General features: G+C 62.8%; 18 protein-coding genes. 13 read left to right on the top strand and 5 right to left on the bottom strand.

What is annotated here, in order from left to right:
- Nucleotides 1-36: 36 nt before the first annotated feature.
- A complete protein-coding gene (locus BLQ09_RS11775; protein WP_133822099.1) occupies nucleotides 37-3,393 on the bottom strand; it encodes a calcium-binding protein in 3,357 nt (1,118 codons plus the stop codon).
- Between the two features lie 134 nt (nucleotides 3,394-3,527).
- Nucleotides 3,528-3,971, bottom strand: a complete 444-nt coding sequence (locus BLQ09_RS11770; protein ID WP_027608560.1) for a carboxymuconolactone decarboxylase family protein — start codon at nucleotides 3,969-3,971, stop codon at nucleotides 3,528-3,530.
- 146 nt (nucleotides 3,972-4,117) lie between these two features.
- Here BLQ09_RS11770 and BLQ09_RS11765 point away from each other — a divergent pair, with 146 nt between their 5' ends.
- Both BLQ09_RS11765 and BLQ09_RS11760 read left to right on the top strand, forming a co-directional pair.
- On the top strand, nucleotides 4,118-5,551 hold the full coding sequence (locus BLQ09_RS11765; RefSeq protein ID WP_027608561.1) for a MocR-like pyridoxine biosynthesis transcription factor PdxR: 1,434 nt from the start codon (nucleotides 4,118-4,120) through the stop codon (nucleotides 5,549-5,551).
- Between the two features lie 85 nt (nucleotides 5,552-5,636).
- Nucleotides 5,637-5,918, top strand: a complete 282-nt coding sequence (locus tag BLQ09_RS11760; protein ID WP_092356842.1) for a putative quinol monooxygenase — start codon at nucleotides 5,637-5,639, stop codon at nucleotides 5,916-5,918.
- A 60-nt stretch (nucleotides 5,919-5,978) separates the two neighbouring features.
- Here the strand turns inward: BLQ09_RS11760 and BLQ09_RS11755 are convergent, their stop codons facing one another.
- A complete protein-coding gene (locus BLQ09_RS11755; protein ID WP_092356839.1) occupies nucleotides 5,979-6,608 on the bottom strand; it encodes a DNA-3-methyladenine glycosylase I in 630 nt (209 codons plus the stop codon).
- Nucleotides 6,609-6,825: 217 nt separating this feature from the next.
- Here BLQ09_RS11755 and BLQ09_RS11750 point away from each other — a divergent pair, with 217 nt between their 5' ends.
- The 3 genes from BLQ09_RS11750 (at nucleotide 6,826) to BLQ09_RS11740 (ending at nucleotide 9,702) form a co-directional block, all read left to right on the top strand.
- A complete protein-coding gene (locus BLQ09_RS11750; protein WP_169899436.1) occupies nucleotides 6,826-8,151 on the top strand; it encodes a C4-dicarboxylate transporter DctA in 1,326 nt (441 codons plus the stop codon).
- A gap of 145 nt (nucleotides 8,152-8,296) precedes the next feature.
- On the top strand, nucleotides 8,297-8,998 hold the full coding sequence (locus BLQ09_RS11745; RefSeq protein WP_027608565.1) for a FadR/GntR family transcriptional regulator: 702 nt from the start codon (nucleotides 8,297-8,299) through the stop codon (nucleotides 8,996-8,998).
- Nucleotides 8,999-9,015: 17 nt separating this feature from the next.
- The gene (locus BLQ09_RS11740; protein ID WP_065942031.1) at nucleotides 9,016-9,702 is read left to right on the top strand and encodes a GntR family transcriptional regulator; all 687 of its coding nucleotides are present in this window, start codon (nucleotides 9,016-9,018) and stop codon (nucleotides 9,700-9,702) included.
- A 144-nt stretch (nucleotides 9,703-9,846) separates the two neighbouring features.
- Here the strand turns inward: BLQ09_RS11740 and BLQ09_RS11735 are convergent, their stop codons facing one another.
- The gene (locus tag BLQ09_RS11735) at nucleotides 9,847-14,715 is read right to left on the bottom strand and encodes an NAD-glutamate dehydrogenase (RefSeq protein WP_092356836.1); all 4,869 of its coding nucleotides are present in this window, start codon (nucleotides 14,713-14,715) and stop codon (nucleotides 9,847-9,849) included.
- A gap of 491 nt (nucleotides 14,716-15,206) precedes the next feature.
- Here BLQ09_RS11735 and BLQ09_RS11730 point away from each other — a divergent pair, with 491 nt between their 5' ends.
- The 8 genes from BLQ09_RS11730 to BLQ09_RS11695 all read left to right on the top strand — a co-directional run bounded on the left by BLQ09_RS11730 (nucleotide 15,207) and on the right by BLQ09_RS11695 (nucleotide 25,286).
- Entirely contained in the window at nucleotides 15,207-15,560 is a 354-nt protein-coding gene (locus BLQ09_RS11730; RefSeq protein WP_065927991.1) for a hypothetical protein, read from the top strand.
- Nucleotides 15,561-15,685: 125 nt separating this feature from the next.
- Nucleotides 15,686-18,256, top strand: coding sequence for a S8 family peptidase (locus BLQ09_RS11725; protein ID WP_092356833.1), 2,571 nt, complete (start codon nucleotides 15,686-15,688; stop codon nucleotides 18,254-18,256).
- A gap of 187 nt (nucleotides 18,257-18,443) precedes the next feature.
- A complete protein-coding gene (locus tag BLQ09_RS11720) occupies nucleotides 18,444-19,403 on the top strand; it encodes an AAA family ATPase (protein ID WP_003174327.1) in 960 nt (319 codons plus the stop codon).
- 5 nt (nucleotides 19,404-19,408) lie between these two features.
- Nucleotides 19,409-20,341 (top strand): DUF58 domain-containing protein, encoded by a 933-nt coding sequence (locus BLQ09_RS11715; RefSeq protein WP_027608569.1) that lies wholly within the window; start codon nucleotides 19,409-19,411, stop codon nucleotides 20,339-20,341.
- Nucleotides 20,338-20,832 (top strand): DUF4381 domain-containing protein, encoded by a 495-nt coding sequence (locus tag BLQ09_RS11710; protein WP_027608570.1) that lies wholly within the window; start codon nucleotides 20,338-20,340, stop codon nucleotides 20,830-20,832. The genes BLQ09_RS11715 and BLQ09_RS11710 overlap by 4 nt, the downstream gene beginning before the upstream one ends.
- Nucleotides 20,825-21,913: a vWA domain-containing protein gene (locus BLQ09_RS11705; RefSeq protein ID WP_027608571.1), complete on the top strand. Its 1,089-nt coding sequence runs from the start codon at nucleotides 20,825-20,827 to the stop codon at nucleotides 21,911-21,913. Before BLQ09_RS11710 ends, BLQ09_RS11705 begins: the two co-directional genes overlap by 8 nt.
- On the top strand, nucleotides 21,910-23,649 hold the full coding sequence (locus tag BLQ09_RS11700; RefSeq protein ID WP_027608572.1) for a tetratricopeptide repeat protein: 1,740 nt from the start codon (nucleotides 21,910-21,912) through the stop codon (nucleotides 23,647-23,649). Before BLQ09_RS11705 ends, BLQ09_RS11700 begins: the two co-directional genes overlap by 4 nt.
- Nucleotides 23,646-25,286 carry a BatD family protein gene (locus BLQ09_RS11695; RefSeq protein ID WP_027608573.1) on the top strand — a complete coding sequence of 547 codons (1,641 nt, stop codon included), beginning with the start codon at nucleotides 23,646-23,648 and terminating at the stop codon, nucleotides 25,284-25,286. Before BLQ09_RS11700 ends, BLQ09_RS11695 begins: the two co-directional genes overlap by 4 nt.
- Before the next feature lie 284 nt (nucleotides 25,287-25,570).
- Here the strand turns inward: BLQ09_RS11695 and BLQ09_RS30980 are convergent, their stop codons facing one another.
- Nucleotides 25,571-25,801, bottom strand: coding sequence for a hypothetical protein (locus tag BLQ09_RS30980; RefSeq protein ID WP_133822098.1), 231 nt, complete (start codon nucleotides 25,799-25,801; stop codon nucleotides 25,571-25,573).
- Nucleotides 25,802-25,859: the final 58 nt, after the last annotated feature.

Raw genomic sequence — 25,859 nt, 5'->3', positions numbered from 1 at the left:
AGCCACCCGTCAGAACCACCTCGGCTGCTGATGGGTTCAGGTTGAAACAGCCAGCTCCTCACTGGATAGCCGCCGATGCCTGTCAGCCTCCAGCCTCCAGCAATCCGCCATGACGTCGTAGTAAACGGTGCCCGTTGTCCCATCGGCCATGCCGATGCCGGTCACGTTGATGGTTGGCGTAAACACGGCGGCTCTTTGCCGGTGGTGACGCAAGGACTTCAACAGTTGCGCAATCGAACTATTGCCCGAGGCAGCGACCCTGGCGAGATACACCTTGCCAAGGTCCAGCCTGACGTCGAAACGCCCGCCGTCCTTTGAATGAATCCGGATGTTTTCCAAGGGCACGTCGGGGTCGTCATACCGGGGGACCCGAATCGACACGCTGCCCACCTTGATGTGACCGGGGCTGACAACAATGCTGTCGAGCCGGATATCTTCCGCCAGCGCTGTACAAAAGAAGTCCCAGGTCGATGCATCGGACTCTTTATTCAGCGCCTGCGGTGTTGACAGCTCAACGATCGCCCAGGACGTCAGATAGATTTCGTACACCCCGCCCCGTCCGCATAACACACAGGTTGCCAGGTGAGGGGCCGCGCCCAGGTGCACCCGTTGTGAGTGAGCGGTCAGATTCAGGCTTTTAGGCCTGCGCGGCCTCAAGAACGGGTAGTGCCCGTACCTCAGGTTCAGCGAAGCCATTGCGTCCTTGATTTTGTAACCCGGGCTGGCGAAATCACTGACGTAAGACTGCACCGGCGGTAATAGCCGGTACGAAACACCGTCACGCATCACCACGACAAATTCAGCCTTCAACTTCAAGGCTGACGCCTGCAATGAACCGCCCACGCTCGTCCACGTCGCTGAGGGTTGCGCTGCGTATTCGTCGAGATACAGCGTGCGGCCATCAGCCCACTCAAACTTTATCTTCGCGCCCGTGTAATCCAGGTAGTCGAAGTGGCTCCGGCGTCGCGTGACCACATGATAGGTCGTATACACCCCTGCCAATTCCTGGCTGTCATAGTCCACATACACACAGCATCGGCCCTGCTCCTGGCTTGCATGTGCATCAATGACCGTCATCCCGTGGCCGCGGCTGACAAAGTAACTGGACGTGCCTGCCGCCAAGGCAACCGACTGACCGGGCCCCAGAATAATCGGGGAGATCCTGGGGCCGGGAGGCGCCAGCACTTCCATGCTCACCTGCGGCTCCCCGGTCGGGTCCAACGTTTCAGGCAGCAAGGGCGCTATTCGATAGCCGTCCTGGGTCAGAAAGCTGAAAAGCGCGTTGGCCAGGTGCCGTTTACCCTCGCGTAGCGTGTAGACATTTTCGATCTCGACACAAGGGCCCGGCAGTTCACCGTCCAGCCCCAGGGTGGACGCCACCTTCAGAGCGTTGCCCGAGATCCACCAGCGTTGAATCCGGCTGAAGGGCCAGTTGAGCATGATGAGGCTGCGCTGCTGGCCGTCCTCCTCGATAACCACGTCCTTGGCGCTCTCAAGAATCTCGAAGTAATCGGCACCTGGCCCGCCATTCACCCTGGCGCTGCCACGCTGTATCAACAACTGGTCGTCTCCGGCCATTGCGTGGGCCTGGTCGTACTCCCCCTTCAGGACAATACGGTTGGCCTCGTTACTGCCGGTAATCACGCTGGAAGCGCCGGCAAGGGACGCAACATTTTCAATACTCCACAACCCCATGCACTTGAGACCGTCGCGGCCATTGTCGGTCATCAACGTCACGCTGCCCGCCCCCAGATTGACATTGAAGCCTGCCGCACGCGGCCCCGGCGTCTCGCCGAGAAAGCTCAGGGTGTCAGCCCCGGTACCGCCCACCAACACCGAGATCGGCACCCGCCCTTCTGCACCAGAAAAAGTATCCGGCGGTACCTCGAACATGAATTCGTCGTCCTGGCTGCCGCCCACCAGGTGCTTGCGACCACCGCCATAGCGAAAGTGGTTCGGGCGATTCGGCACGCCCAACACCGAGTCATCCCCGCCACCCAGCAGCCAGAGCACACCTTTTTCGGGTCCCTTCGCCCCCCAGGTGGCTTCGGGCAATAAATCGACGGCCCCCTCCTTGCTCGCGTCGAAGTAGTCATCCACCTCATGGATGACCGGTTCACGCACCAGCGTGTGAGGCGCCTCACCCGCCTGCTCATCCCATTGATGTTTCCAGTGCCGTATCGTCTGCAGGCGGACCTCGAACCTGCCATTGACGATGGCCTGCACACTGTTCTTCATCTCTGCGCCAAGCAATGCCCGGGCTTGGGCCTTGAGGCTTTCTGCGTAGGCAGTGCGCGCGCGGCTGGTCTTGTAGCGATCGAGTACGCTGTCATCCAACTCCACGCCCGCAAACGCGAACCAGCCAGTGCGCAGGCGCTCGAGGGTGCTCAGCTCGATGTAATCATCGATCTCATCCACCACTCGACACGCGGCATAAATCCGCGCGCCGACAATCAGCACCGCTGCGGCGATAAGGCCTACGGGCCCGGCCGCGCCGAAGCCCGCCAACGCCGAGACGCCCAGTGCAAGACTGAGGGTTGCGCTGACGAGACTGAAACCGGCCTCGACGTAGAGATCCTGCGCCTGTTTGCCTTTTGCTTTCAGCGCGTTTGAAAGCGCAATGAGCGCCTGGGCAATATCAAAAGGCACGGTCAATACCGAGGCGATCAATCCGGCACCACGGCGCAACAGCAACCCCGCGCGTGATGCGCAGAACCCGCGATAAACCGTATGGCCGGCGCTCATCATTTTCTGGCCGATACGCTCCAACGCCAACTCCACACCGAGGGACGCCACTTCTGCGGAAAAGGCGCCGCCCTCGAACAACAGCTCGCCCGTATCCCCCGTTCTGAGCGCTTCGCCTATGCCTCGAATGGCACTGTAAAAACCGTAGAGCTGCAGCCCGACTCCCAAGGTTTGCGCACTCCCGCTCCTGAGCTTATCGGCCCAGCCGGGCAGGCTTTCCATGGCACTCACGTCGTTGAGGTTGACGCTCTGTACCCGCCGCAGCAATCGATCGAGTTTGACAATCGCCTCGTCCGAAGCATCCGGCGGGCTCAACATGCCGGGCGCCCACTCCGAACGCAATGACGCCAGTTCAAACAGTGCGGCAGTGGCCTGGTCACAGCTTTCACCGCTGGCGGACGTCATATACGCTTTAAGGTGCACGGCAGAAAACGTGATCTGATCGATCAATGCCTGATCAGCTTCCTTGACGCGATACCGCTCCACATCAAGTTCCGCGCCCTCCAGGCGCGCGCCCATGCTATCCAGGGCCACGCGGCCAACCGAAGTCTCACCGATACCCATCGGGCCCCATGCGGTATCCAGATCCATCAAGGTCTGTTGACGCAGCGGTAAGACCGACGCGCCGTCGTCCTGCAACTCTTCCATTACGGCACTCCAGTCACTGACGAAGCACGCTTCGTCGTTATCAACGCGAACACCCTGTGTGCGCACTGCGTCGATACTGAAGTGTTGAGGGATGAACCTGGGGTGCATAGGTAGAGCGCGGGTGAATATCCCGCTCAAGCATTCGGCGGTTGCTGGCGAAAACTCACCGCCAGGCGGTTCCAGCCACTGATGCTGGAGACCGCCATGGTCAGGTCCACCAGTTCCTGTTCGCTGAATTCCTCGCGCACGGCGCTGAAAAGTTCGTCCGAAACACTGGAAGTCGGCAGCATCGCCACCGATTCGCACCAGGCCAATGCCGCCTTCTCCCGCGGCGTAAAGAACGGCGAGTCACGCCATACGCATAGCGCGAACAAGCGTCGCTCCGTTTCGCCGCGCTGACGCGCCGCCATCGAATGCATATCGGTGCAAAAGCCGCAGTGGTTGAGCTGCGAAACGCGGATCTTGATGAGTTCCAGCAGCGGCCGCTCGATGGACAGGCCAAAGGTGTTCGCCTCCAGCAGCAACATGCCCTTGAGCGCTTGCGGTGACGCGGTGTAGTAGTCCAGACGGGATTCCATGGGCAGCTCTCGGGGCAATGACCGTTCAGCCTAGAACTCTCACGGTGTCAGCCCTATAGCCAATCCGACGGTTTACCCAGGGACCATTTTGAGCGCACCTCGCGAGCGAGTAACCTTGGCGCAGAGCGAAGACCCCGGGATAAAACATGGAACTGCACGTCGTCATCAATGGCCGCAAGGATCTGGCCGAACAGCTGTACCAGCAGTTGCGCGAGGCCATTGGCTCCGGGCGCCTGGCCGCCGGTGCGCAACTGCCGCCCAGCCGCTTGCTGGCCGAACAACTGGGGGTATCCCGCAAGACCGTATCCGACACCTACGCGACCCTGACCTACGAAGGCCTGCTGGTCGGCAAGACCGGCCGCGGCACCTTCGTCAACGCCCGTACGCCGCAGACCGGGCGCCTGCAAACTGCTACCGACCTGGCCTGCGCCGCCAACCTGGCGAAGTGGCAGTCACTGCCCTCGCCCATGCGCCACCCCACTCGCGACAGCACGTTGCGCTACGAATTTATCGGCGGCGCCACCAGCCGCAACCAGTTCCCCCAGGATGAATGGCGGCGCTGCACCCAGGACGCGTTGCGGCGCATCGCCCGGGACAGCGGGTTCTACAGCCAGCCGGAAGGGTTGCCGGCCCTGCGCAGCGCGATCGCCGGGCATATCGCGTTTTCCCGTGGGGTCCAATGCCGCGACAGCGACATCGTCGTCACCAACGGCGCGCAGCAGGCCCTGGACCTCATCGCCCGCGTGGTGCTGGAACCGGGCAGCATCGTCGCCATGGAAGACCCCGGCTACAGCCCTGCGCGCCAGTTATTCATGGCGATGGGCGCGCGGGTCATCGGTGTTCCCGTCGATGAGCAAGGCATCCAGGTCGACCGGATCCCCGATGGCGCACGGCTGATCTACGTCACGCCCTCCCACCAGTTCCCCCTCGGCATGCCCATGAGCCTGTCACGTCGGGAAGCGCTGCTGGCGCGGGCCTTCGAGCTGGGTGCGATCATCATAGAGGACGACTACGACAGCGAGTTCCGCTACGAAGGCCGGCCCACCGACTCACTGCAAAGCATGGACAGCCGTGGCGTGGTCACCTACGTCGGGACGTTCTCCAAGACCCTGTTGCCCGAACTGCGCCTGGGCTATGCGGTGCTGCCGCCGGCGATCTACGGCGCGGTGCTCAAGGCCAAGCAATTGACCGACCAGCACAGCTCCACGTTGCCGCAATGGGCACTGGCCAAGTTCATCAGCGAAGGTTATTTGCTCAAGCATATTCGCCGCTGCCACACCGTGTACGCCGGGCGCCGCGAGCGCATTTTGCAGCGCCTGGCGGGCGACCTGTCACCATGGTTCGAAGCGGTGCCCACCGTCGCCGGGTTCCATATGGCGGCGTTGTGCAAAGTACCGGTGAATATCCCGTTGCTGATGGAATTGGCACGCCAGGTGGAAGTCGGCCTGTACCCGCTGGACGTGTTCTTCCACGACACGCCGGTGCGCCCAGGCCTGATCATCGGGTTTGGGGCCATCGAGACCCTCGACATCGACCCGGCGCTGGACAAGGTGTGCGATATTCTCCAGCAGATTGGCTAGGGGGTTTTCCGAGGGATTGGTCATTGGTCCTGGCGCGTCGAGGCTCTAGCCTGTGCGCTGACACCCGACCTCGGAGACCATCGCCATGCCCGACCGTGCCTTCAACACTGTTCATGTCCGCGCGGCTGCCGGGCGCTCCAGGGAACTGGGCGAGCGCCTGCGGCAGATCGCCGAGCTCGTGCGCGCCACCCCAGGCTGCCTCGATTACGCCGTACAGCGCAGCCCGGTGGACCCCGACCTCTGGACCGTCAATGGCTGCTGGGCCGGTGCCGAACCGCTCAACGCACACTTCGGGCTGCCGGCCCTGCAAGGCTTTATCGAGCTGGCCTCGGCAAACCTGGCGAGCCGGCTTGCGTTCGACCATTGATGGGATTGGCCTCATCACCAATCAGCAGCATGGGTGAAGCCCCCTCCCACCGTCAGCGGCTCACGGGCGCTTGAACTGGCGACGCAGTTCTTCGATCTTTGGGCGGCACACGCACCCATCAAGGTGATCATTGACCATCCCCATCGCTTGCATCAGCGCATACATCGTGGTCGGCCCGACGAACGTCCAGCCGCGTTTCTTCAAGGCCTTGGACAGGCGCACCGAGGCCGGCGAGATGGGATTGCCCGTCCAGTAAGCCAGGTCCACCACTGCCGGGCGCTCTTCAGGGCCGGGTTCGAACGCCCATAACCACTGCGCCAGCGAGCCGGTTTCAGCCACCAGCTCGCACGCCCGGCGGGCGTTGTTGATGGTGGAAACGATCTTCGCCCGATTACGCACGATGCCCGGATCCTGCATCAACCGCGCGATATCTGCCTCGCCGTACTGCGCCACCCGGCGAAAATCAAAACCGTCGAATGCCGCCCTGAACGGCTCGCGCTTGCGCAGGATGGTGATCCAGGCCATGCCGGCCTGGAAGCCTTCCAGGCAGATCTTCTCGTACAGCTGAACATCATCCGCCACCGGTACGCCCCACTCGTGGTCGTGATAACGGGGGTATTCCGGTGCGGTCGTACGCCAGGTGCAGTGGGTCAGCCCTGCTTCGTCGGTGGTCAGTCCTGATTTGTCCATCCATCACCTCATGTGCCAGGCGGCGGATGATAAGCGAAAAAATTTGCGCCCCGCCAACCGCTCAAGCATCAACCTTCGCGACCAACTGGTCAGACCGGGACCTGCCAACCGCCGAATTTTTACTTGTGATTTCAAAAATACCTGGCCTAGACTGGCGACGCACTGGACTTACCGGTATGACCACAACAATTAAGCCCTGGAACCACCGGGGCACCGAATAGAGATCCCTCCCATGCTCAGATGGTGCTCGCGTTCGATTTTCCTGCAAGTCGTGATTGGCCTGATGCTCGGCATCGTGTGCGGCCTGGCCCTTCCCGAATTCTCCTCGCAACTCAAACCCCTGGGTGACGGCTTTATCAAGCTGATCAAGATGCTGATCGGCCTGATCGTGTTCTGCGTGGTGGTCAGTGGTATTTCCGGGGCCGGCGACTTGAAGAAGGTCGGGCGCATCGGCCTCAAGTCGGTGATCTACTTTGAAGTGCTCACCACCATCGCCCTGGTGATCGGCCTGGTCATGGCCTTCAGCACCGGGATCGGCACCGGCGCCAATATCCATCTGGAACAGCTCTCCTCCGCCGGTCTCAATGAACTGGCCGACAAGGGCCAGCACATCAAGGGCACCAGCCAGTTCCTGATGGACCTGATCCCCAACTCGGTGATCGGCGCCTTTGCCGACAACAATGTCCTGCAAGTGCTGCTGTTTTCGGTGCTGTTCGGCAGCGCGTTGAACCTGGTGGGCGAAGCGGCCTCCGGTATCACTCGGCTGATCAATGAACTGAGCCATGTGATTTTCCGCATCATGGGCATGATCGTGCGCCTGGCGCCCATCGGCGTGTTTGGTGCGATCGCCTTCACCACCAGCACCTACGGGCTGGACTCCCTGCAACACCTGGGCAGCCTGGTGGGCCTGTTCTACCTGACCTGCCTTGCCTTCGTCGCGCTGATCCTCGGCGTGGTGATGCGCCTGTCGGGCCTGCGCATGCTGCCGCTGCTCAAGTACCTGCGTGAAGAACTGCTGATCGTGATGGGCACCGCTTCCTCCGACGCGGTGCTGCCGCAGGTCATGCGCAAACTCGAACACCTGGGCATCGGCAGCTCCACCGTGGGCCTAGTGATTCCCACCGGGTACTCGTTCAACCTCGACGGTTTCTCGATCTACCTGACCCTGGCCATCGTGTTTATCGCCAATGCCACCGGCACGCCGCTGTCAATGACCGATCTGCTGACCATCCTGCTGGTGTCGCTGATCACCTCCAAGGGCGCCCACGGGATTCCCGGCTCGGCCCTGGTGATCCTGGCGGCGACGCTCACGGCGATCCCGGCGATTCCGGTGGTCGGCCTGGTGCTGGTGTTGGCGGTGGACTGGTTCATGGGTATCGGTCGCGCCTTGACCAACCTGATCGGCAACTGCGTCGCCACCGTGGCCATCGCCCGCTGGGAAAAAGACATCGATATCCAACGCGCCAACAAGGTGCTCGACGGCCAGCAAGGCTATGCCTTCCAGGCCAGGAAGCCGGTAGTGCCGGTCCACCAGGAATTCTAATGCTGTCTCATGGGCAACACTGGCTAATGTGGGAGGGGGCTTGCCCCCGATGAGGACGGTCAGTTGATCTATCTGTAACTGATCCACCGCTATCGGGGGCAAGCCCCCTCCCACACTGGATTCGCCCCATCAAGGAACCATCGACGTGATCAGCACCTCAACCGTCGTCAATTCAGTCGTAGAAAAACTCCGCGCCGCACTCAAGCAGGGTCAGTGGCGCCGGGGCGAAATGCTCCCGGGCCAGCGCGAACTGGCCGAACAGCTGGGTATCAGCCGCCCCAGCCTGCGCGAAGCGGTGATCGTGCTCGAAACCCTCGGCCTGGTGCGCTCCATGCCCGGCAAAGGTGTGGTCGTGCTGGAAACCAGCGTCAGCGAACCACAATCGAGCGACGCCGTGGCCGATGCCAGCCTCGAAGACATCCTGCAACTGCGCTACACCCTCGAACCCTTTATCGTCGGCCTGGTGGCCCAGTCCATCAGCAGCAAGGAAGTCGGCCAATTGCGCCTGACCCTGATGGACATGCGCGAAGCCCTGGATGCCGGTGACGCCGAAGCCGGCATGAACGCTTACCTCGACTTTCATGAGGAACTGTTCGCGCTCACCGCCAACCCGATCTTCCAGAACGTGGTGCAGCAAACCAGCACCGCCCTCAAGCAAAGCGCCCAGGTACTGCGCAATTCCCCCGAGCACCTGGCGGAACGCCTGCAGGAAAATGAAGCAGTGGTACGCGCCATCCGCAACAAGAACAGCGCCCTGGCCAGTGCCGAGATGCGTCGGCACATCCTCCAGGAAGGCCTGCGCATGGGCATTCACTTGAACATTCCGGACGACCATCTCGGCAACTGATTTTTTGGAGACAGGCCATGACCGCCCACGCCCTGCAACGCGATCCGATCATTCCTGCCCTGCGCCTGGTGGCCGGTAAAAAGCCTTCGGTGGACGACATCTACCCACGGTTGTTCGACGCCATCCTCGAACAGCGCATCGCCCCGTCCAGCCGCTTTACCGAAGAAGGCCTGGGCGAAACCTTTGGCGTCAGCCGCAGCGTGATTCGCCGGGTACTGGCCAAGCTGTCCCACCAGCAAGTGGTCATCCTGCGCCCCAACCAGCGCGCCCAGGTCGCAGCGCCGGATGCCCAGCAGACGCGGCAGATCCTCGAAGCGCGGCGCATGACCGAAATCACGGTGGTGCAATTGGCCTGCGCCCAGGCCACGCCCACGCAGATACGCCAGCTGCGCGAGCTGATAGCACGGGAACGCGACGGTATGGAACGCAACCAGCGTGGGCCGGCGATTCGGTTGTCAGGGGAGTTTCACCTGCAATTGGCGCAGATGGCGGGCAACGCGCCGTTGGCGCAGTTTCTCAACAGCCTGGTGCCATTGACGTCGCTGATCATTGCCCAGTACGAAGCGAAAGCCTGCACGTATTGCGCGTGGCAGGAGCATGTGGCGATTGTGGATGCGATTGAGCAGCGGGATGTGACTGCTGCGGTGGGCTTGATGACCCGGCACCTGGATCACCTGGAAAGCAAATTACTCAAACACCACTGACCACCAGATAAATAAAGATCCAAATGTGGGAGGGGCGGTGCGACGATTCGACTTGCCCCCGATAGCAGAGTGTCAGTCAACACATACATGACTGACCCACCGCTATCGGGGGCAAGCCCCTCCCACATTGGTTTCACCCAGGCATCAAGCCGGTTGCAGCACCGACTGACCACTCAACGCCAGGTCCAGCAGTTCACGGTTGGCCACCGCGTACATGGCGTAGTCCGTGCCGACCGCAGCACGGATTTCCACCATCATTGCGACCCAACGATCAGCCATGTCCTTGTGCTGCTCAAGCCACAGGGCCACGCGGGCTTCCATGTCCTGTGGCGCGTCGGCCATTTGCAGGACGGAAATGGTGATCGCCCGCTGCTGCCAGTCCACATCGTCGCGGAACGCTTCGCGGGCCTGGGCCTGCCAGTTGTTGGCCACGGGCAGATCGCTGATCTGCTGCAGGTACCACGGCAGGTCCAGGGCGCTGCCGACGGCGAAGTAGGCCTTGGCCACTTCGGCGGCGTCATGCCCGGTCACATCAGCGGCTTCGATGATCGGCAGCAAGGTGTACAGGTGGGTCGTGCCTGCAACCATGCGCGCCAGCAACTCCGGCACGCCGGCTTCGGTGTAGGCCTGGTAGCGGGTCTGCCAGCCTTCGCGGGTCGGACCTTCCAGCAGTTCGTCGAGCTTGAGGCCCAACGCGGCCAGGTGCGGACCGAAGTGCGCGGTGTCACGGCCGGCGTCCTGCTCGTTGCGACGGCTGCGCAGGAACCAGCGCGTGGCACGACGGCCCAAGCGCATCAGCTCATCCATCAACTGCAATTGCACGTCAGCGGAGACCTGGTGGTCCAGGGCTTCGATCTGGCGGAACCAGTGCGGGAGGTGGAAGATGTCGCGCACGATCACGTAGGCACCGGCCACGTTCGCCGGGCTCATGCCGGTCGACTCCTTGAGTCGCTGCACAAAGGTGATGCCCATGTGGTTGACCAGGTCGTTGGCGATCTGGGTGCTGACGATCTCGCGCTTCAGACGGTGGCGACGCATGGCTTCGCCGAACTTGGCCACCAGGCTCGGTGGGAACGCGGTTTCCATGTCGCGGGTCAGGTAGTCGTCATCCGGGACCAGCGACTTGAGCAGCGCTTCCTTGAGGTCGATCTTGCTGTAGGAGATCAGCACCGACAGTTCCGGACGGGTCAGGCCCTTGCCGGTAGAAGCGCGCTCGGTGAGCTGCTCTTCGGTCGGCAGGTACTCGATGGCGCGGTCCAGCTTGCCACGGCTTTCCAGGTCGCTCATCAGGCGCTTGTACTCGGCGGCACGCTCGTAGGCACGGCGCGCAGCCAGGGACAGGGCCTGGGTCTGCTTGTAGTTGTTGCCCAACACCAGGCTGCCGACTTCGTCGGTCATGCTCGCCAGCAACTGGTTGCGTTGCTTGTCGGTCATGTCGCCGGCCTGCACCACTTCGTTGAGCAGGATCTTGATGTTCACTTCGTGGTCGGAGCAGTCCACACCACCGGCATTGTCGATGAAGTCGGTGTTGGAGCCGCCGCCATTGAGGCCGAACTCCACACGGCCCAGCTGGGTCATGCCGAGGTTACCGCCCTCGCCCACCACCTTGCAGCGCAGCTCGTTGCCGTTGACGCGCAGCGCGTCGTTGGCCTTGTCGCCTACATCGGCGTGGCTTTCGGTGCTGGCCTTGACGTAGGTACCGATACCGCCGTTCCACAACAGGTCCACCGGCGCCTTGAGCAAGGCGTTCAGCAGTTCGGTCGGGGTCAGCTTGTCGGCCGAAATGTCGAAGCGTTCCTTCATCTGTGGCGAGATAGCAATGCTCTTCGCGCTGCGCGAGAAGATACCGCCGCCTTCGGACATGATGCTGGTGTCGTAGTCGGTCCAGGCCGAACGCGGCAGCTCGAACATGCGCTGGCGCTCGACGAAGCTGGTGGCCGGGTTCGGGTTCGGGTCGATGAAGATATGCAGGTGGTTGAAGGCCGCGACCAGTTGCAGCTTGTCGGACATCAACAGGCCGTTACCGAACACGTCACCGGCCATATCGCCGACGCCCACCACGGTGATGCTGTCTTCCTGCACATTGATGCCGCGCTCACGGAAGTGACGCTGCACACCGACCCACGCGCCCTTGGCGGTGATGCCCATTTTCTTGTGGTCGTAACCGGCGGAACCACCGGAGGCGAACGCATCGCCCAGCCAGAAGCCGTAGTCGATGGCGATGCCGTTGGCGATGTCGGAGAAGGTCGCGGTGCCCTTGTCCGCGGCTACCACCAGGTACGGGTCATCGTCGTCATGGCGCACGACGTTGGCCGGCGGCACCAGGGCGCCATCCTTGAGGTTGTCGGTGATGTCCAACAGGCCGGAAATGAAGATGCGGTAGCAGGCGATGCCCTCGGCCGCGATCTCGTCACGGCTGCCGCCCAGTGGCAGGCGACGCGGCAGGAAGCCGCCCTTGGCGCCCACCGGCACGATCACCGAGTTCTTCACTTGCTGGGCTTTGACCAGGCCAAGCACTTCGGTACGGAAGTCTTCTTCACGGTCGGACCAGCGCAGGCCGCCACGGGCCACGTTGCCAAAGCGCAGGTGCACGCCTTCGACGCGGGGCGAGTAGACGAAGATTTCAAACTTCGGCACCGGCTTGGGCAGCTCAGGGATCGCGCGCGGGTCGAACTTGAAGCTGAAGTACGACTTGTTCTGGCCGTTGGCGTCGGTCTGGTAGAAGTTGGTGCGCAGGGTGGCCTTGATCAGGTCCAGGTAGCGACGCAGGATGCGGTCTTCGTTGAGCACCTGGACGTCGTCCAGGGCGGTGAGGATCGCTTGTTCCAGGCGCTGCTGCTTGTCTTCCAGGTCATCGGCGGTGAGCTTGCGCGCCAGGTAGAAGCGGGTCTTGAACAACCGGGTCAACTCGCGGGCGATGTCGGTGTGGTTGTTCAGGGTGCTGGCGATGTAGCCGAGGTCGAAGCCCAGGCGGATCTGCTTCAGGTAACGGGCGTAGGCACGCAGCAGCGCGACGTCGCGCCATGGCAGGCCGGCGGTGAGTACCAGGCGGTTGAACGCATCGTTCTCGGCATCGCCATGCACGATGTGCACGAACGCGTCCTGCAGGGTGTCGTTGAGCTGCTGGATGTCCAGGTTCACGCCTTCGGCGGCGATGAACGCAAAATCGTGGATCCAGAACTCGCGGCCGTTGGCATGACGCAGGCGGTACGGGAACTCACCCAGCACGCGCAGGCCGAGGTTTTCCAGGATCGGCAATACGTCGGACAGCGCCAGCGGGGTATCGGCGTGATACAGCTTGCAATGCAGCTCGCGCTGGCCGGACACCTGGCCCAGCGGCTGATAGAAGCTCATCACCAGCGGGTTGGCTTCGGTGAGGCTGAGCAGGTGCTGCATGTCGACCACAGCCGAATGCGCAGCGAAACGCTCGCGGTAGCCGGCCGGGAAGCCTTTCGGGAAATCCGCCAGCACGTTGGTGCCGTGGGCTTCGCCGAAGCTTTCCACAACGAGGCTGGAGTAGTCGTCCTGCCAGCTGCGGCAGGCCTGCACCACTTCTTTTTCCAGTTGCAACGGGTCGATGTCCAGGCGGTTCTTCGGGTCGACCCGCAGAATCAGCTGCACGCGCGCCAGCACGGATTCGGAGAAGAAGGTCCAGAACTCGCAGTCCGAGGCTTTCAGGCGATCCATCAGCACTTGCTGGATCTTCTGGCGCACTTCGGTGGAGTAGATGTCGCGCGGCACGTAGGCCAGGCAGTAGCAGAAACGACCGTACGGGTCTTTGCGCAGGAACACGCGGATCTTGTTGCGTTCCTGGATCTGCACGATCGACATCACGGTGCTGAACAGCTCGTCGACCGGGGTCTGGAACAGGTCGTCACGGGGCAGCACTTCAACGACTTGAGCAAGCTCCTTGCCCAGGTGCGCCTTGGCCTGGAAGCCCGAGCGACGCTCGATTTCCGCGACCTTGCGGCGGATATACGGGATGACGCGTACGCTTTCGCCGTACACCGACGAGGTGTAGAGGCCCATGAAGCGGCACTCCTTGATCACCTTGCCGTCGGCATCGATCTGGCGGATCGACACGTAGTCCGGGTAAGCCGGGCGGTGTACACGGCTCGGGTGCGCGGCCTTGGCGAACGACAGCACGGTCGGCTCGCGCAGGTACGACACGGCGTAGTCTTCGATGCGCAGGTCGTCGGCGGTGAGGCCGGCGCGCAGCAGCTTGGTCAGACCGAGGAACGAGTTGGCGTCATATTCGATATGACCGCCGTCCGCCTCGTCACGTACCACGAACTCTTCATAGCCGAGGAAGGTGAAGTGGTTGCCCACCAGCCATTCCAGGAAGTTCTTGATCTCGGCTTTTTCTTCGCCATCGATGCCGAACGGGCTGGCGTCGATACCGTCGAGCAGCTCCTGGACCTTGGCCTTCATCGGTTCGAAATCGGCCACGGCCACGCGCACTTCGCCCAGTACCTGCTCAAGCTCTTTGCTCAGCACGTTGAGTTCGGCGGCGTTGGCGCAGCGGTCGATTTCCAGGTACATCAGCGATTCTTGCTCGATGCCTTCGCCCTGGGTGCCCTTGGGCAGGATTTCCAGCAACTCGCCCTTGGTGCCACGGCGCACGCTGAGCACGGTGGTCTGCAGGGTGTGGATGCTGTAGCCACGGCGGTTCAGCTCGGTGCGTACCGAGTCCACCAGGAATGGCAGGTCATGGTGCAGCACTTCGACCGCGGTGTGGGTCGATTGCCAGCCATGACGTTCGTAATCGGGGTTGTAGACCCGCACTTGCGGTTGGGTGTGATCAAAGCGCTCAAGCAGGCGCCAGGCAGACAGGGTGCAACCGGCCAGGTCGGAAAGGCGACGCTGGGTCAGTTCGTCCAGGGAAATGATGCCGAAGAATTGTTCAGCGAACAGCGCCACTTGTGGCAGTGCCTGTTCACTGATGTGCTGCGCCAGTGCCGCTTGCAGTTGATGCTGGAAGTCGGCCTTGCTGGCTGCGGTGAAGAACGCCATCTGTGGTACTCCGCTTGGGCTTGTTATTGATGGAAGCGTCGCGTGTTATCCCCTGGTGGGGAGACCGTCAGCTCTGTTCGCAGGTAACGAGTTAAGCACCATAAACGAATCAGGGTGACAGGTGGGTGAAGCTGGACAAGACAATGAGGTCACATACAACTTCCATAAGATGCGCACCTTGCCGGGTGACGGTACGACGGGCAGGTCAGGCGCCTGGCACGTGCACATCCGTTGCGCAGCTTAACGAGTGTGGGAAGCCGGGTGCTTGCGGTGCTGCGACATATTCGGTCATCGGTACGCAGGCTTGGGGTTGCGACTTGGGCAACCCGGAATTTCCGGTAGAAAAACCGGCTATTTTTCCGCCACCGAGTACCGAAAATGACTGGTAGAGCCCGACAGGTCATGCACTGGGTCTGACACAGGAAGCAGCACAAAATTCGCCGCAATGGCACAATTGCCTACGCAACGCCCTACCCCAGACAGGATTCCCCATGCTGCAACTGAAAACCGACGCCCTGATGGCCACCCCGTGCGACGACGAAGAAGACAACATGGCCATGCTCTGCTGCCACGGCAGGAACGGCGAGATGTTCATGCTCACCCGCTACCCCGACGAAGACGAAGTGGAACTGACCTGGGACTACGAGCCGTCGACCCTGGATGGGCTGAAAGTCACCCTCAGCGATACGACATTGCGGGTAGAGCTGGCGGCGGGCGATGCCGATGCACTGGGCGGCAAGGACCAATTGGAGATAACCCACGCCACCGCCGCAGCGGAGATGGCAGAAGTGGAACAGACCCTGCAGAACATTCTCAAGGGCACCGGCACCTACATCCGCGCCTGAATCGCACTGGCGCAGCCTTCACCGATGCCCTTGACCGTTGGTCGGTACTGTTATTTCTAACAGTACCCGGCCCCGTGTTTCCGGCCTTAGCTGAGCAAAGCAACGGTGACTGCACGGGTGCCTCGATGAAATCCATCAGCAAGTTTCTGGCTATTGGCCTTTTGACCACGGCTTCATCAGCGCTGGCGGCATCCGCAGCCAACATTGACTACTCACATTTGATCCTGCTGATCAAAGATGACGGATCCAGGTCGCGAAATCTTCAGGACCTCGTCGACCCCTCCAGCACCTTCCAGCACCGCGTGCCCAACATCAAGCCGCTGGTAACGCCGAGCAAGGCCCGCACGCTGGCGGATGTAGAAGCCCTGCGCCGGCATCGACTGGACCGCTACTACATCGTCGACACCCGCCACTTGAGCCACAGGCAGGCTGACGCACTGCGCCAGCAACTCAAGCAAGACCCGGTCATAGAAGACGTCGACTTTGAACCCGTGGTGGAGGGCATGCACGAGGACAAGGCCGACCCCATCGCGGGCAGTGCGCGCAGCGGCATACCGGACCATACCGGACGCCAGTACTACCTGCTCGGCCGACAAGCCGTACCGCCCTACAACATCGGCGGTGTAAACGCGGTGAAGGCCTGGACCGTACCCGGTGGCAAGGGCAACAACATGCGGGTGATCTCTTCGGAGATCGATCATTGGGCCTACAACCACGTGGACCTGCCCAAGCCTTTTCTGGAAGTCGATGCAGGGGCCATCACCGGCTACCACGACACGGCCAGCGTCGGCACCATCGGCTCCAGGGACAATGGCTTCGGCACCACCGGCATCGTGCCCCATGCACAACTGGGTTATTCGCAATATGGCCCCAGCCGATTGCTGCAAACCGCCGAACTGCTGAGCCCCGGCGATGTGGTGCAATTGGGCGTGCATATGAATTACACGCCCTTTCCAGCAGTCGGTTGCAGCCAGAACTGCTACATGCCCGTGGAATACAACCGAACGGTACGCGACATCATTACCTACCTGACCATGGAAAAAGGTGTGCATGTCGTACTGGCTGCGGCAAACGGCAATATCAACCTGGACCACCCCTACTTCAACGGCTACTTTGATCGCAACAGATTCGATTCCGGCAGCATCTACGCGGGCGCCGTGTACCCCACGAGCGGTTTGAGAGCCTATTACTCCCAATACGGCCGACGCGTCGACCTGTTCAGTTGGGGCGGCTCCGTCACCACGACGACCTGGACCACCGCCAACCCCACCAGCGCCTATACCCACACCTACAGCGGCACCTCCTCCGCCAACCCGATCATTGCCGGGGTGATGGCATCGCTGCAAGGTGTGGCGCGGGCCAATGGCCTGGGCAACCTCGCACCCAAGGAGCTGCGCAGGATCCTGGTAGAAACCGGCTATCCACAAGCCAACGGCAACCGCACCGAGATTGGCGTGCAGCCGGACCTGGAGGCCGCCATCCGCAAACTGCTTGCCGACGGCGCCGGCCAACCGCCCACGGGCCGGCTGGCCATCCCCGAGCAAGCCAAATCGGGAGAGACGTTCAACGGCCATGTCTATGCGCAATCGCCCACGCAAAAACCGCTGACCTATCGCTGGAATGCCGACGGGTTTACCCCACCGGACGGGGATGGGCCGACCTTGTCATTGACCGCACCGCCCGTAACCGCCGATACCCTGACCTCGATTTCCGTGGCGGTGTCCGACGGCACCCACACCCTCAACCTGAGGGAAAACATCACCATCAAGGCCCCTGACGCGCCTCCGGTCGGCGACTGCGCCGCCCCCTGGATTGCGAGCAAGGTGTATGCCGTGGTCGGCGAAAAAGTCTCCTACAGCGGTTACAACTACCAAGTGGCGCACTGGACGCAAAACGCTCGTCCCGATCTGAACTTTGTTGAAACCGGCTCCGCCAAACCCTGGCGGCGCCTGGGCACCTGCGGCAGCGCGCTGCCGGTCGCCAGGATCACCGGCCCCTCCAGTATTGAAGCCGGCAAGGCGGTGCTGCTATCGGGGGCTTCCTCCACGGGCCAAGGCTTGCGCTTCGCCTGGGCGGCCACTGGCTTCAACCCGGATTCTTCGGCGCAAGCGTCCAGCAGCTTCATTGCCCCGAATACGGCGGGAACACGCGTCATCACCCTGACCGTCACCGATGAACGCGAGCGCCGCGCAACCGCCAGCCACACCCTCACGGTGACCACCGGCACCCCCGCCAACCGCCCACCCGTCGGCAGCCTGCAGGGCAGCGAAACGGTCGATTCGGGCCAGGTCGTGAGCTTCATCGCCAACGCCAGCGACCCTGACGGCGACCCGATGAGCTACACCTGGACGCGCCCGACCGGCTTCACCGGCACCATCGGCAATACCCGCAGCGTCACCCTCACCGCCCCTGCCGTCAGCGGCGATACCCGCGTCATCGTCAGTGTCGTGGTCAGTGACGGACGCGGCGGTACGCTGCGACTGGAAAAACCGATCACCGTCAAGGCCCCGCCACCTTCGGGCAGTTGTGGCGATATTCCGGCGTGGTCGCCCACCAAGGTGTATTCAACCTACGCAGAGGCGGTGGCGTACAACGGCATGGTCTACAAACAGAACTTCTACAGCCTCGGTAAACGCCCGGATCTCAACTCTGCCGTGCACAGCCAGCCTTGGCATCCCGGGGTGCCCTGCCGTTGAAGCAGAGGCGGTGAGCGGGCACGCCTGCTCACCGCCCTTTGTGCCTCTCACACAATTTTCCTACAAGTTTTGCTAAAAATACCCCGCGTGCCGTTAGTCGCCACCCCCTGCCATGCATTAAAGTAGGCGCCCCAGGCTGTCGTTTGTTACATGACGCACAGGCTCATCTCTCCAGGAACCGTCATCGATGGAACATCGTGAAGCGCTGCTCGCGCTGCGAACCTTTCTTTCTACGCAGATTCTCGGCCAGGAAAAACTCATCGATCGCCTGCTGATCGCCCTGCTCGCCGACGGCCATATGCTGGTGGAAGGCGCGCCGGGCCTGGCCAAGACCAAGGCGATCAAAGAGCTGGCCGAAGGCATCGAAGCGCAGTTCCATCGTATCCAGTTCACCCCCGACCTGTTGCCCGCCGACATCACCGGCACCGAGATCTATCGCCCGGAAACCGGCAGCTTCGTGTTCCAGCAAGGGCCGATCTTCCACAACCTGGTACTGGCGGACGAGATCAACCGCGCCCCGGCCAAGGTGCAATCGGCGCTGCTGGAGGCCATGGCCGAGCGCCAGGTCAGCGTCGGGCGCAGTACCTACGACCTGTCCCCGCTGTTTCTGGTGATGGCCACGCAGAACCCCATCGAGCAGGAAGGCACCTACCCGCTGCCCGAAGCCCAGCTCGACCGCTTCCTGATGCACGTCAAGATCGGCTTCCCCGACGCGGCCGTCGAACGGCGCATCCTGCAACAGGCCCGTGGCGAAGCCCTCAACGGCGAAACCAAGCCCGAGCGCCGTGTCAGCCAGCAGGCGATCTTTGCCGCGCGCAAGGAAATCCTCGGCCTGTACATGGCCGATGCGGTGGAGGAATACCTGGTGCAACTGGTCATGGCCACGCGCACCCCGGCCAAGTTCGATCCCGAGATGGCCGAGTGGATCGCCTACGGCGCCAGCCCCCGTGGCTCCATCGCCCTCGATCGCTGCGCGCGCGCCCATGCCTGGCTGGCCGGTCGCGACTTTGTCAGCCCGGAAGACATCCAGGCGGTGCTGTTCGATGTGCTGCGTCATCGCATCATCCTGTCGTTCGAAGCCGAAGCGGCCGGGATTGACCAGGACCGTGTGGTGCAACGCATTCTCGACGTCGTTGCCGTCGCTTGAAGTCGATGAACGCAAGCGATGGGGTGCGCGTCACGCTCAGCGAGCTGATCGAGATGCGCCACCGCGTGCGCGAAGTGCAGCTGTTTTCCACGCCAAGCCAGCGCAGCCCGCTGATCGGCCTGCACCACTCCAAGCTGCGCGGGCGCGGTGTCGACTTCGACCAGGTGCGCGTGTACCAGGCCGGCGACGACGTGCGCACCATCGACTGGCGCGTCACCGCGCGCACCCAGGAGCCGCACACCAAGCTGTTCCACGAAGAACGCGAACGACCGATTTTCATCATGGTGGAGCAAAGCTGCCGGCTGTTTTTCGGCTCGGGGCAAATGTTCAAATCGGTGCTCGCCGCTCAAGCCGCCAGCCTGATCGGCTGGGCCGCGCTGGGGCACAACGACCGCGTCGGCGGGCTAGTGTTCGGCGACAACGAGCACTACGAAATCAAGCCGCGCCGCAGCAAGCAAAGCCTGCTGCAATTGCTCAACCGCCTGGTGCGCGTCAACCAGAGCCTGGACACCGAAAGCCGCCCGGAGGCCGACGCCCTGGGCATGGCCCTGCGCCGTGGCCGCGAAGTGCTGCGTCCCGGCAGCCTGGTAATCGTGATCTGCGACGAACGTGCCCTCACCGAGGGCGCCGAGCAGCAATTGAGCCTGCTGTCACGCCATTGCGACTTGCTGCTGTTGCCGATCTCCGACCCGCTGGACCACGCGCTCCCTGCCGCCGGGCTGCTGCGTTTTGCGCAGCGCGGGGCGCAATTGGAACTGGATACCCTGAACTTCGATTTGCGCCAGGCCTACAAGGCCCAGGCCGAAGCGCGCATCGCCCGCTGGGAACTGCTCGCGCAGAAACTGCGAATCCTGTTGATGCCCCTGAGCACCCAGAGCGAAATGGTCGAACAACTGCGCGAATACCTCAACCCGCAACGCCCGGTTAAAAAGCAATGAGCAGCCTCGACCAACTGCAACCGCTGATCGCCCCGCCGCCCATCGGCTTCTGGCCGCCCGCGCCGGGCTGGTGGCTGTTGCTGCTGGTCATCCCGCTGCTGGGTTGGGGGGTGTGGTCGCTGCGCCGCTTCTTGCCGACTCGACGCCCCCTGGCCCGCGCCGAACAACCGCTGGACCCGCTGCGCATCGCCGCCCTGGCGGAATTGGCGCTGATGCCCAAACCCTACGATGGCGCGCCCGCCGGTGCCTGGCTGCAACAGCTCAATGGCCTGCTCAAGCGCCTGTGCCGCAACGACTATCCCTATAGCCAGAGCCATACCCTCAACGGCCGCAAATGGCTGGCATTCCTCGACAACCGTTGCCCCGCCGCCGGCCTCACGCGCTGGATGGTGCTGGTGGAGGGAGCCTACAAACCCGAATGTAAACTCGACGACAAGGCCATCGCCGGCCTGACCCAAGCGGTCGACACCTGGATTCGCAAACATGTTTGAGTTCGCCTGGCCGTGGATCTTCGTCCTGTTGCCCTTGCCCTGGGTGATGCGGTTCATCCTGCCGGCGGCCGACAGCGGCGAGCCCGCCCTTAAAGTCAGCTACCTCGGCGATCTCGAAAGCCTGGCCCGCCGCCGTGCGCGGGTGAACCTGCCGGGCTGGCGCCAACAGGCGCCCTTCGTGGTGCTGTGGCTGCTGCTGCTGACCGCCGCTGCGCGCCCGGAATGGCTGGGCGAACCACTGCCGATTGCCGCCAGCGGCCGCGATTTGCTGGTGGCGGTGGACGTGTCCGGCTCCATGGACTTCCCCGACATGCACTGGCAGGACGAAGACGTCAGCCGCCTGAACCTGGTCAAGCACCTGCTCGGCGACTTCCTTGAAGGCCGCGAAGGCGACCGCGTGGGCCTGATCCTGTTCGGCAGCCAGGCCTATCTCCAGGCGCCGCTGACCTTTGACCGCCGCACCGTGCGCACCTGGCTGGATGAAGCGCGCATCGGCATCGCCGGCAAGAACACCGCCATTGGCGATGCCATTGGCCTGGCGTTGAAACGCCTGCGCCAGCGGCCTGCGCAAAGCCGCGTATTGATCCTGGTCACCGATGGTGCCAACAACGCCGGGCAGATCAACCCACTGACCGCCGCGCGCCTGGCGGCCGAAGAAGGGGTGAAGATCTACCCCATCGGCATCGGTGCCGACCCCGAGCAAACCGGTTCCCTGGGCATCCTTGGCGTCAACCCGAGCCTGGACCTCGACGAGCCGGCACTCAGGGCGATTGCCGAAGCCACCGGCGGCCAATACTTCCGTGCCCGCGATGGCCAGGAGCTGGAAGCGATCAAGCAGACACTGGACAAGCTCGAGCCCGTCGAACAGCAACCCACCCAGGCGCGCCCGGCGCAGGCGCTGTACAGCGGACCGCTGGCCCTGGCGCTGATCCTGAGCATGTTGCTGGTGATCCACGAACGCTGGCCGAACAACGCTCTGCAACGCGGGTTCAACAAACTGTCGAGCAAGGGGATCTTCCTGCAACAGCATCCGGAATGGCGCCAGCGCCTTAAACGCCTGCGTCTGCGGAGGCGTCGATGATCGCCCTGTGGCCGCATTGGTTCCGCCCTTGGTGGCTGTTGCTGCTGCCGCTGCTTGGCTGGTTGCTGTGGCAGCTGTGGCACCGGCAAAAGCGCGCCGGGCGCTGGCAGATGATCCTGCCGCCGGCCTTCCACGCCGTACTGCTCAGCGGTGGCAGCGGGCGCGAAAGCAAATCGCCATGGGTGTTGCTGGGCCTCGCCTGGCTGTTGGCGGTGCTGGCGTTGCTGGGTCCCAGCTGGCAACGGGTTGAACAAACCAGCCAGAAACCCTCCGACCCGTTGGTGGTGCTGCTCGAACTGACCCCGGAAATGCTCGCCACCGACAGCCCGCCCAACCGCCTCGAACAGGCACGGCGCAAACTCTACGACTTGTTGCAGGCGCGCAGCGATGCGCAAACCGCCATCGTCGTCTATGCCGGCAGCGCCCACACCCTGGTGCCGCTGTCGGACGACCTGGCCACCAGCCGCAACCTGCTCGAGGCCCTGCGCCCCTCGATCATGCCGGAGTCCGGCCACCGCGCCGACCTGGCCGTGGAGAAAGCGCTGGACCTGCTCAAGCATGGCGGCCTGGGCCAGGGTCGCCTGCTGCTGGTCGGCTCATCGCTGTCCAAACAGGAACGCCAGGGCATTCGCCTGCTGCTGCAGGGCAACCAGGCGCCGAGCCTGTCGATCCTGGGCATCGGCAGCCGTGAAGGCACGCCGGTGACCCAGGAAAGCGGCGAATTCCTCAAGGACGAACAAGGCGCAATCCTGGTACCGCGCCTCGACAGCCCGACGCTCAAGGCCTTCGCCAGCGAAATGGGCGGACGCTACCGGGCCGCACGCCTGGACGATAAAGACCTGCGCCAGCTCGGCGTGCTGGACCCGCCCCAAGCCCTGCGCAATGACGGCCAGTTGCTGCACCTCGACACCTGGGCCGACCAGGGTTACTGGCTGCTGCTGCCGCTGTTGCTGCTGGCCGCCTGCGCCGGGCGGCGCGGCTGGTTGTTCTTTCTACCGCTGCTGCTGTTGGGCTCGCCCCAACCCAGCTATGCCTTTGAATTCCAGGATCTGTGGCTGCGTCCGGACCAGCAAGGCCAATACCTGCTCAAGCAGAAACGCCCCGCCGAAGCCGCCGAACATTTCGAGGATGCCCAATGGCAAGGCGTCGCCCTGTACGAGGCCGGCAACTATGCCGAGGCCATCAAGCGGTTTGCCGAGGGTAATGACGCCTATTCCCACTACAATCGCGGCAACGCCCTGGCCAGGTCCGGTGAACTCGAAGCGGCCATCGACGCCTACGAACAAGCCCTGGAAGCCCAGCCCGACCTGCAACCGGCACTGAAAAACAAGGCCCTGGTAGAAGCCCTGATCCAGGAACAGGCAGAACCCGAGCCGCAAACGCAGGCAAAAAACGAGGATGACGAAACCACCCAACCCGGCCAAACTGCGCAACCGGGCGCCACTGGGCAAAATGCCACAGGTGGCGAGCAGTCGTCCCAGGGCCAGGGCGAAGCCGGCAGCGGCGATACCCAGGCCGGCACCCCGCCGCCAGCCGCTGGCAACGACGTGCCGGGCAGCGAGTTGGGCGATGAGCACACCACCACCCCGCCGCTGCTTGCTGCCGACGCCAACCTCGACGGTGAACACCGCCAGGCCCTGGAACAATGGCTGCAGGAGATCCCGGACAATCCCGGCGAACTGCTGCGACGCAAATTCTGGTACGAACAGCAACAGCATCAGGACAAGACTCGATGAGCCGCCGCACCACCCTTCTGCTTCTGCTCGCGTTGTCGGCAGGCCACGCCCAGGCGGCCAGCCTGGTCGCCAGCGTCGACCGCAACCGTCTCAATTCCGGGGAAACGGTGGAACTGACGGTGGAATCCAGCGATGTCACCCAGTTCGGCAAGCCCGACCTGTCGCCCCTGGATGCGCAATTCGAAGTCAGCGGCACGCGCCAGCTCAACCAACTCACGACACTGGGTGGCGATAACCATGCGACCACGCGCTGGATCATTACCCTGCTGCCCAAGCAGAACGGCACGGTGGTGATTCCGCCACTGCAAGTGGGTGAGTACACGACCCAGCCGATCAGCCTGCAAGTGCTGGAAACCACCAGCCAGGACACCAACGCCGAGCTGGCCCCGGTGTTTGTCGAAGCCAACCTCGACCAGACCAGCGTCTATGTGCAGGCCCAGGCATTGTTGACCGTGCGCGTGTACCACTCGGTGTCGCTGTATGACGACAGCAGTCTCACGCCGTTGCAGATCCCCGATGCCCGTGTCGAACAGTTGGGCGAGTCGCGCACCTACGAAAAGGTCATCAACAGCATCCGCCATGGCGTGATCGAAACCCGCTACGCGATCTACCCGCAGCACAGCGGCACCCTGGAGATTCCGTCGCAGACGTTCAGCGCCACGCTGGTGGAGTCGCGTCCACCCCAGGAAAACACGCTGCAGGGCACCAAGCCCGGCAAGCTGATCCATGTGAGTTCGGCGGCGCTGCCACTGGCGGTCAAGCCCAAGCCCGCGCTGTACCCCGTCGATGCCCCCTGGCTGCCGGCCCGCAGCCTCACGCTCACCGAGAGCTGGAACCCGGAGCCGGAACATGTACAAGTCGGCGACTCCCTGACCCGCAGCCTGACCGTCAAGGCCGAGGGCCTGTCCAGCGCCCAACTGCCGGCCCTGCCCAGCACCGACATCAACGGCCTGCGCCGCTACCCGGACCAGCCGGTGCTCGGCAACCAGACCAGTGACCGTGGCCTGATCGGCAGTCGCGAGGACCGTGAGGCCCTGGTGCCCAACCGGGTCGGCGCCCTGGAACTGCCTGCCGTCGAGGTGGTGTGGTGGAACACCCACGAGGACCATCTGGAACGCACCAGCCTGCCGGCCCGCACCCTGCAAGTGGCCAACAACCCCAGCCTGGCGGTGGACACGCCGGCCACCCCAACCATCATCACCGCACCGGACGACAGCCGCCTGTGGCTGTGGCAACTCAGCACCCTGCTCCTGGCCTGCACCACCCTGCTGGGCTTCGGCCTGTGGTGGCGGGCCCGTCGGCAACCGGCGGTACTGCGCGCCACGCAAACCGGCCCGAGCCCGCGCACCCTGCTCGACGACCTCAAGCGTGCCACCCAGGCCAACGACCCCCAGGCCACCCGCCAGGCGCTGGATGCCTGGGCGCGGCAACAGCCGGAAACGTTGGCGGATATGGCGGCACGGTTCGTGCCGTTGTCGGATGCATTGGATGGGCTCAATGGCGCGCTGTACAGCGAAAGCGGTCAATACTGGCTGGGCGAAGAGCTGTGGCGTGCGGTCAAGGCCATCCCCATGGCCGAGCGCGAGCAGGACCCGGCGACGGACACCACCAGTTTGCCGCCGCTGTATCCCAAATAAGCCCTCCCAGATTTGACTCGTGCTGCCTGGGGACCTGCATTGTTAAAGGCCAGCAATCCAGAGCCCGTTAAAATTGCAGGACGTGCATTTGATCAGCAACGCCACCACCCTCGCCGACGGAGCGGCGGGCCGCATCCAGGGTGGACACCCTCCTTTGAATATTCCCGCGTGGGGCGTGGAAATAATCAATCAAAGGACATCCACCGTCTAAAGGTTCACGAAGGCGTTAAAGCAGGCCCTACTGATTGGCAGACAATGCCGATGAGCACTCCTGCATCGGCTCCTTATGATGTGGGTTTTCCGGAATCGAACCAGTTGACCATAAACCGCGCGTAATCAGCGCCAGCCTCAGCCAGTTTTTGATCGCGCTTTCCATTGGTCACACTTTCAAGCACTTCCCTGGGAGTCATTGGCTTTTCCTTTGACTCGCTTTTTCTTTCCGGCGTCTGATGATGTAGGGGAGGTAAGGTGAACGAGTAACGAAGGTGATCACCACCGGGATTAGTTTCAATCATATTCAATTTATCCTTCAAACAGTTCATAGGTATCCCACCTTCAGCTGGGACCTGTTTT

Origin of the sequence: Pseudomonas sp. NFACC25, from assembly GCF_900100935.1 — a bacterium.
Taxonomy (GTDB): domain Bacteria; phylum Pseudomonadota; class Gammaproteobacteria; order Pseudomonadales; family Pseudomonadaceae; genus Aquipseudomonas; species Aquipseudomonas marginalis.
Note: the sequence above shows the minus strand (reverse complement) of the source record. Positions and strands in the feature narration are given on the sequence as shown.

Coding starts and splice junctions, on each gene's coding strand:
- BLQ09_RS11755 (WP_092356839.1), bottom strand. CDS start 6,608: ATGGACAAATCAGGACTGACCACCGACGAAGCAGGGCTGACCCACTGC.
- BLQ09_RS11725 (WP_092356833.1), top strand. CDS start 15,686: ATGAAATCCATCAGCAAGTTTCTGGCTATTGGCCTTTTGACCACGGCT.
- BLQ09_RS11715 (WP_027608569.1), top strand. CDS start 19,409: ATGAACGCAAGCGATGGGGTGCGCGTCACGCTCAGCGAGCTGATCGAG.
- BLQ09_RS11760 (WP_092356842.1), top strand. CDS start 5,637: ATGCCCGACCGTGCCTTCAACACTGTTCATGTCCGCGCGGCTGCCGGG.
- BLQ09_RS11775 (WP_133822099.1), bottom strand. CDS start 3,393: ATGGAAGAGTTGCAGGACGACGGCGCGTCGGTCTTACCGCTGCGTCAA.
- BLQ09_RS11735 (WP_092356836.1), bottom strand. CDS start 14,715: ATGGCGTTCTTCACCGCAGCCAGCAAGGCCGACTTCCAGCATCAACTG.
- BLQ09_RS11695 (WP_027608573.1), top strand. CDS start 23,646: ATGAGCCGCCGCACCACCCTTCTGCTTCTGCTCGCGTTGTCGGCAGGC.
- BLQ09_RS11705 (WP_027608571.1), top strand. CDS start 20,825: ATGTTTGAGTTCGCCTGGCCGTGGATCTTCGTCCTGTTGCCCTTGCCC.
- BLQ09_RS11765 (WP_027608561.1), top strand. CDS start 4,118: ATGGAACTGCACGTCGTCATCAATGGCCGCAAGGATCTGGCCGAACAG.
- BLQ09_RS30980 (WP_133822098.1), bottom strand. CDS start 25,801: ATGATTGAAACTAATCCCGGTGGTGATCACCTTCGTTACTCGTTCACC.
- BLQ09_RS11720 (WP_003174327.1), top strand. CDS start 18,444: ATGGAACATCGTGAAGCGCTGCTCGCGCTGCGAACCTTTCTTTCTACG.
- BLQ09_RS11770 (WP_027608560.1), bottom strand. CDS start 3,971: ATGGAATCCCGTCTGGACTACTACACCGCGTCACCGCAAGCGCTCAAG.
- BLQ09_RS11710 (WP_027608570.1), top strand. CDS start 20,338: ATGAGCAGCCTCGACCAACTGCAACCGCTGATCGCCCCGCCGCCCATC.
- BLQ09_RS11700 (WP_027608572.1), top strand. CDS start 21,910: ATGATCGCCCTGTGGCCGCATTGGTTCCGCCCTTGGTGGCTGTTGCTG.
- BLQ09_RS11740 (WP_065942031.1), top strand. CDS start 9,016: ATGACCGCCCACGCCCTGCAACGCGATCCGATCATTCCTGCCCTGCGC.
- BLQ09_RS11730 (WP_065927991.1), top strand. CDS start 15,207: ATGCTGCAACTGAAAACCGACGCCCTGATGGCCACCCCGTGCGACGAC.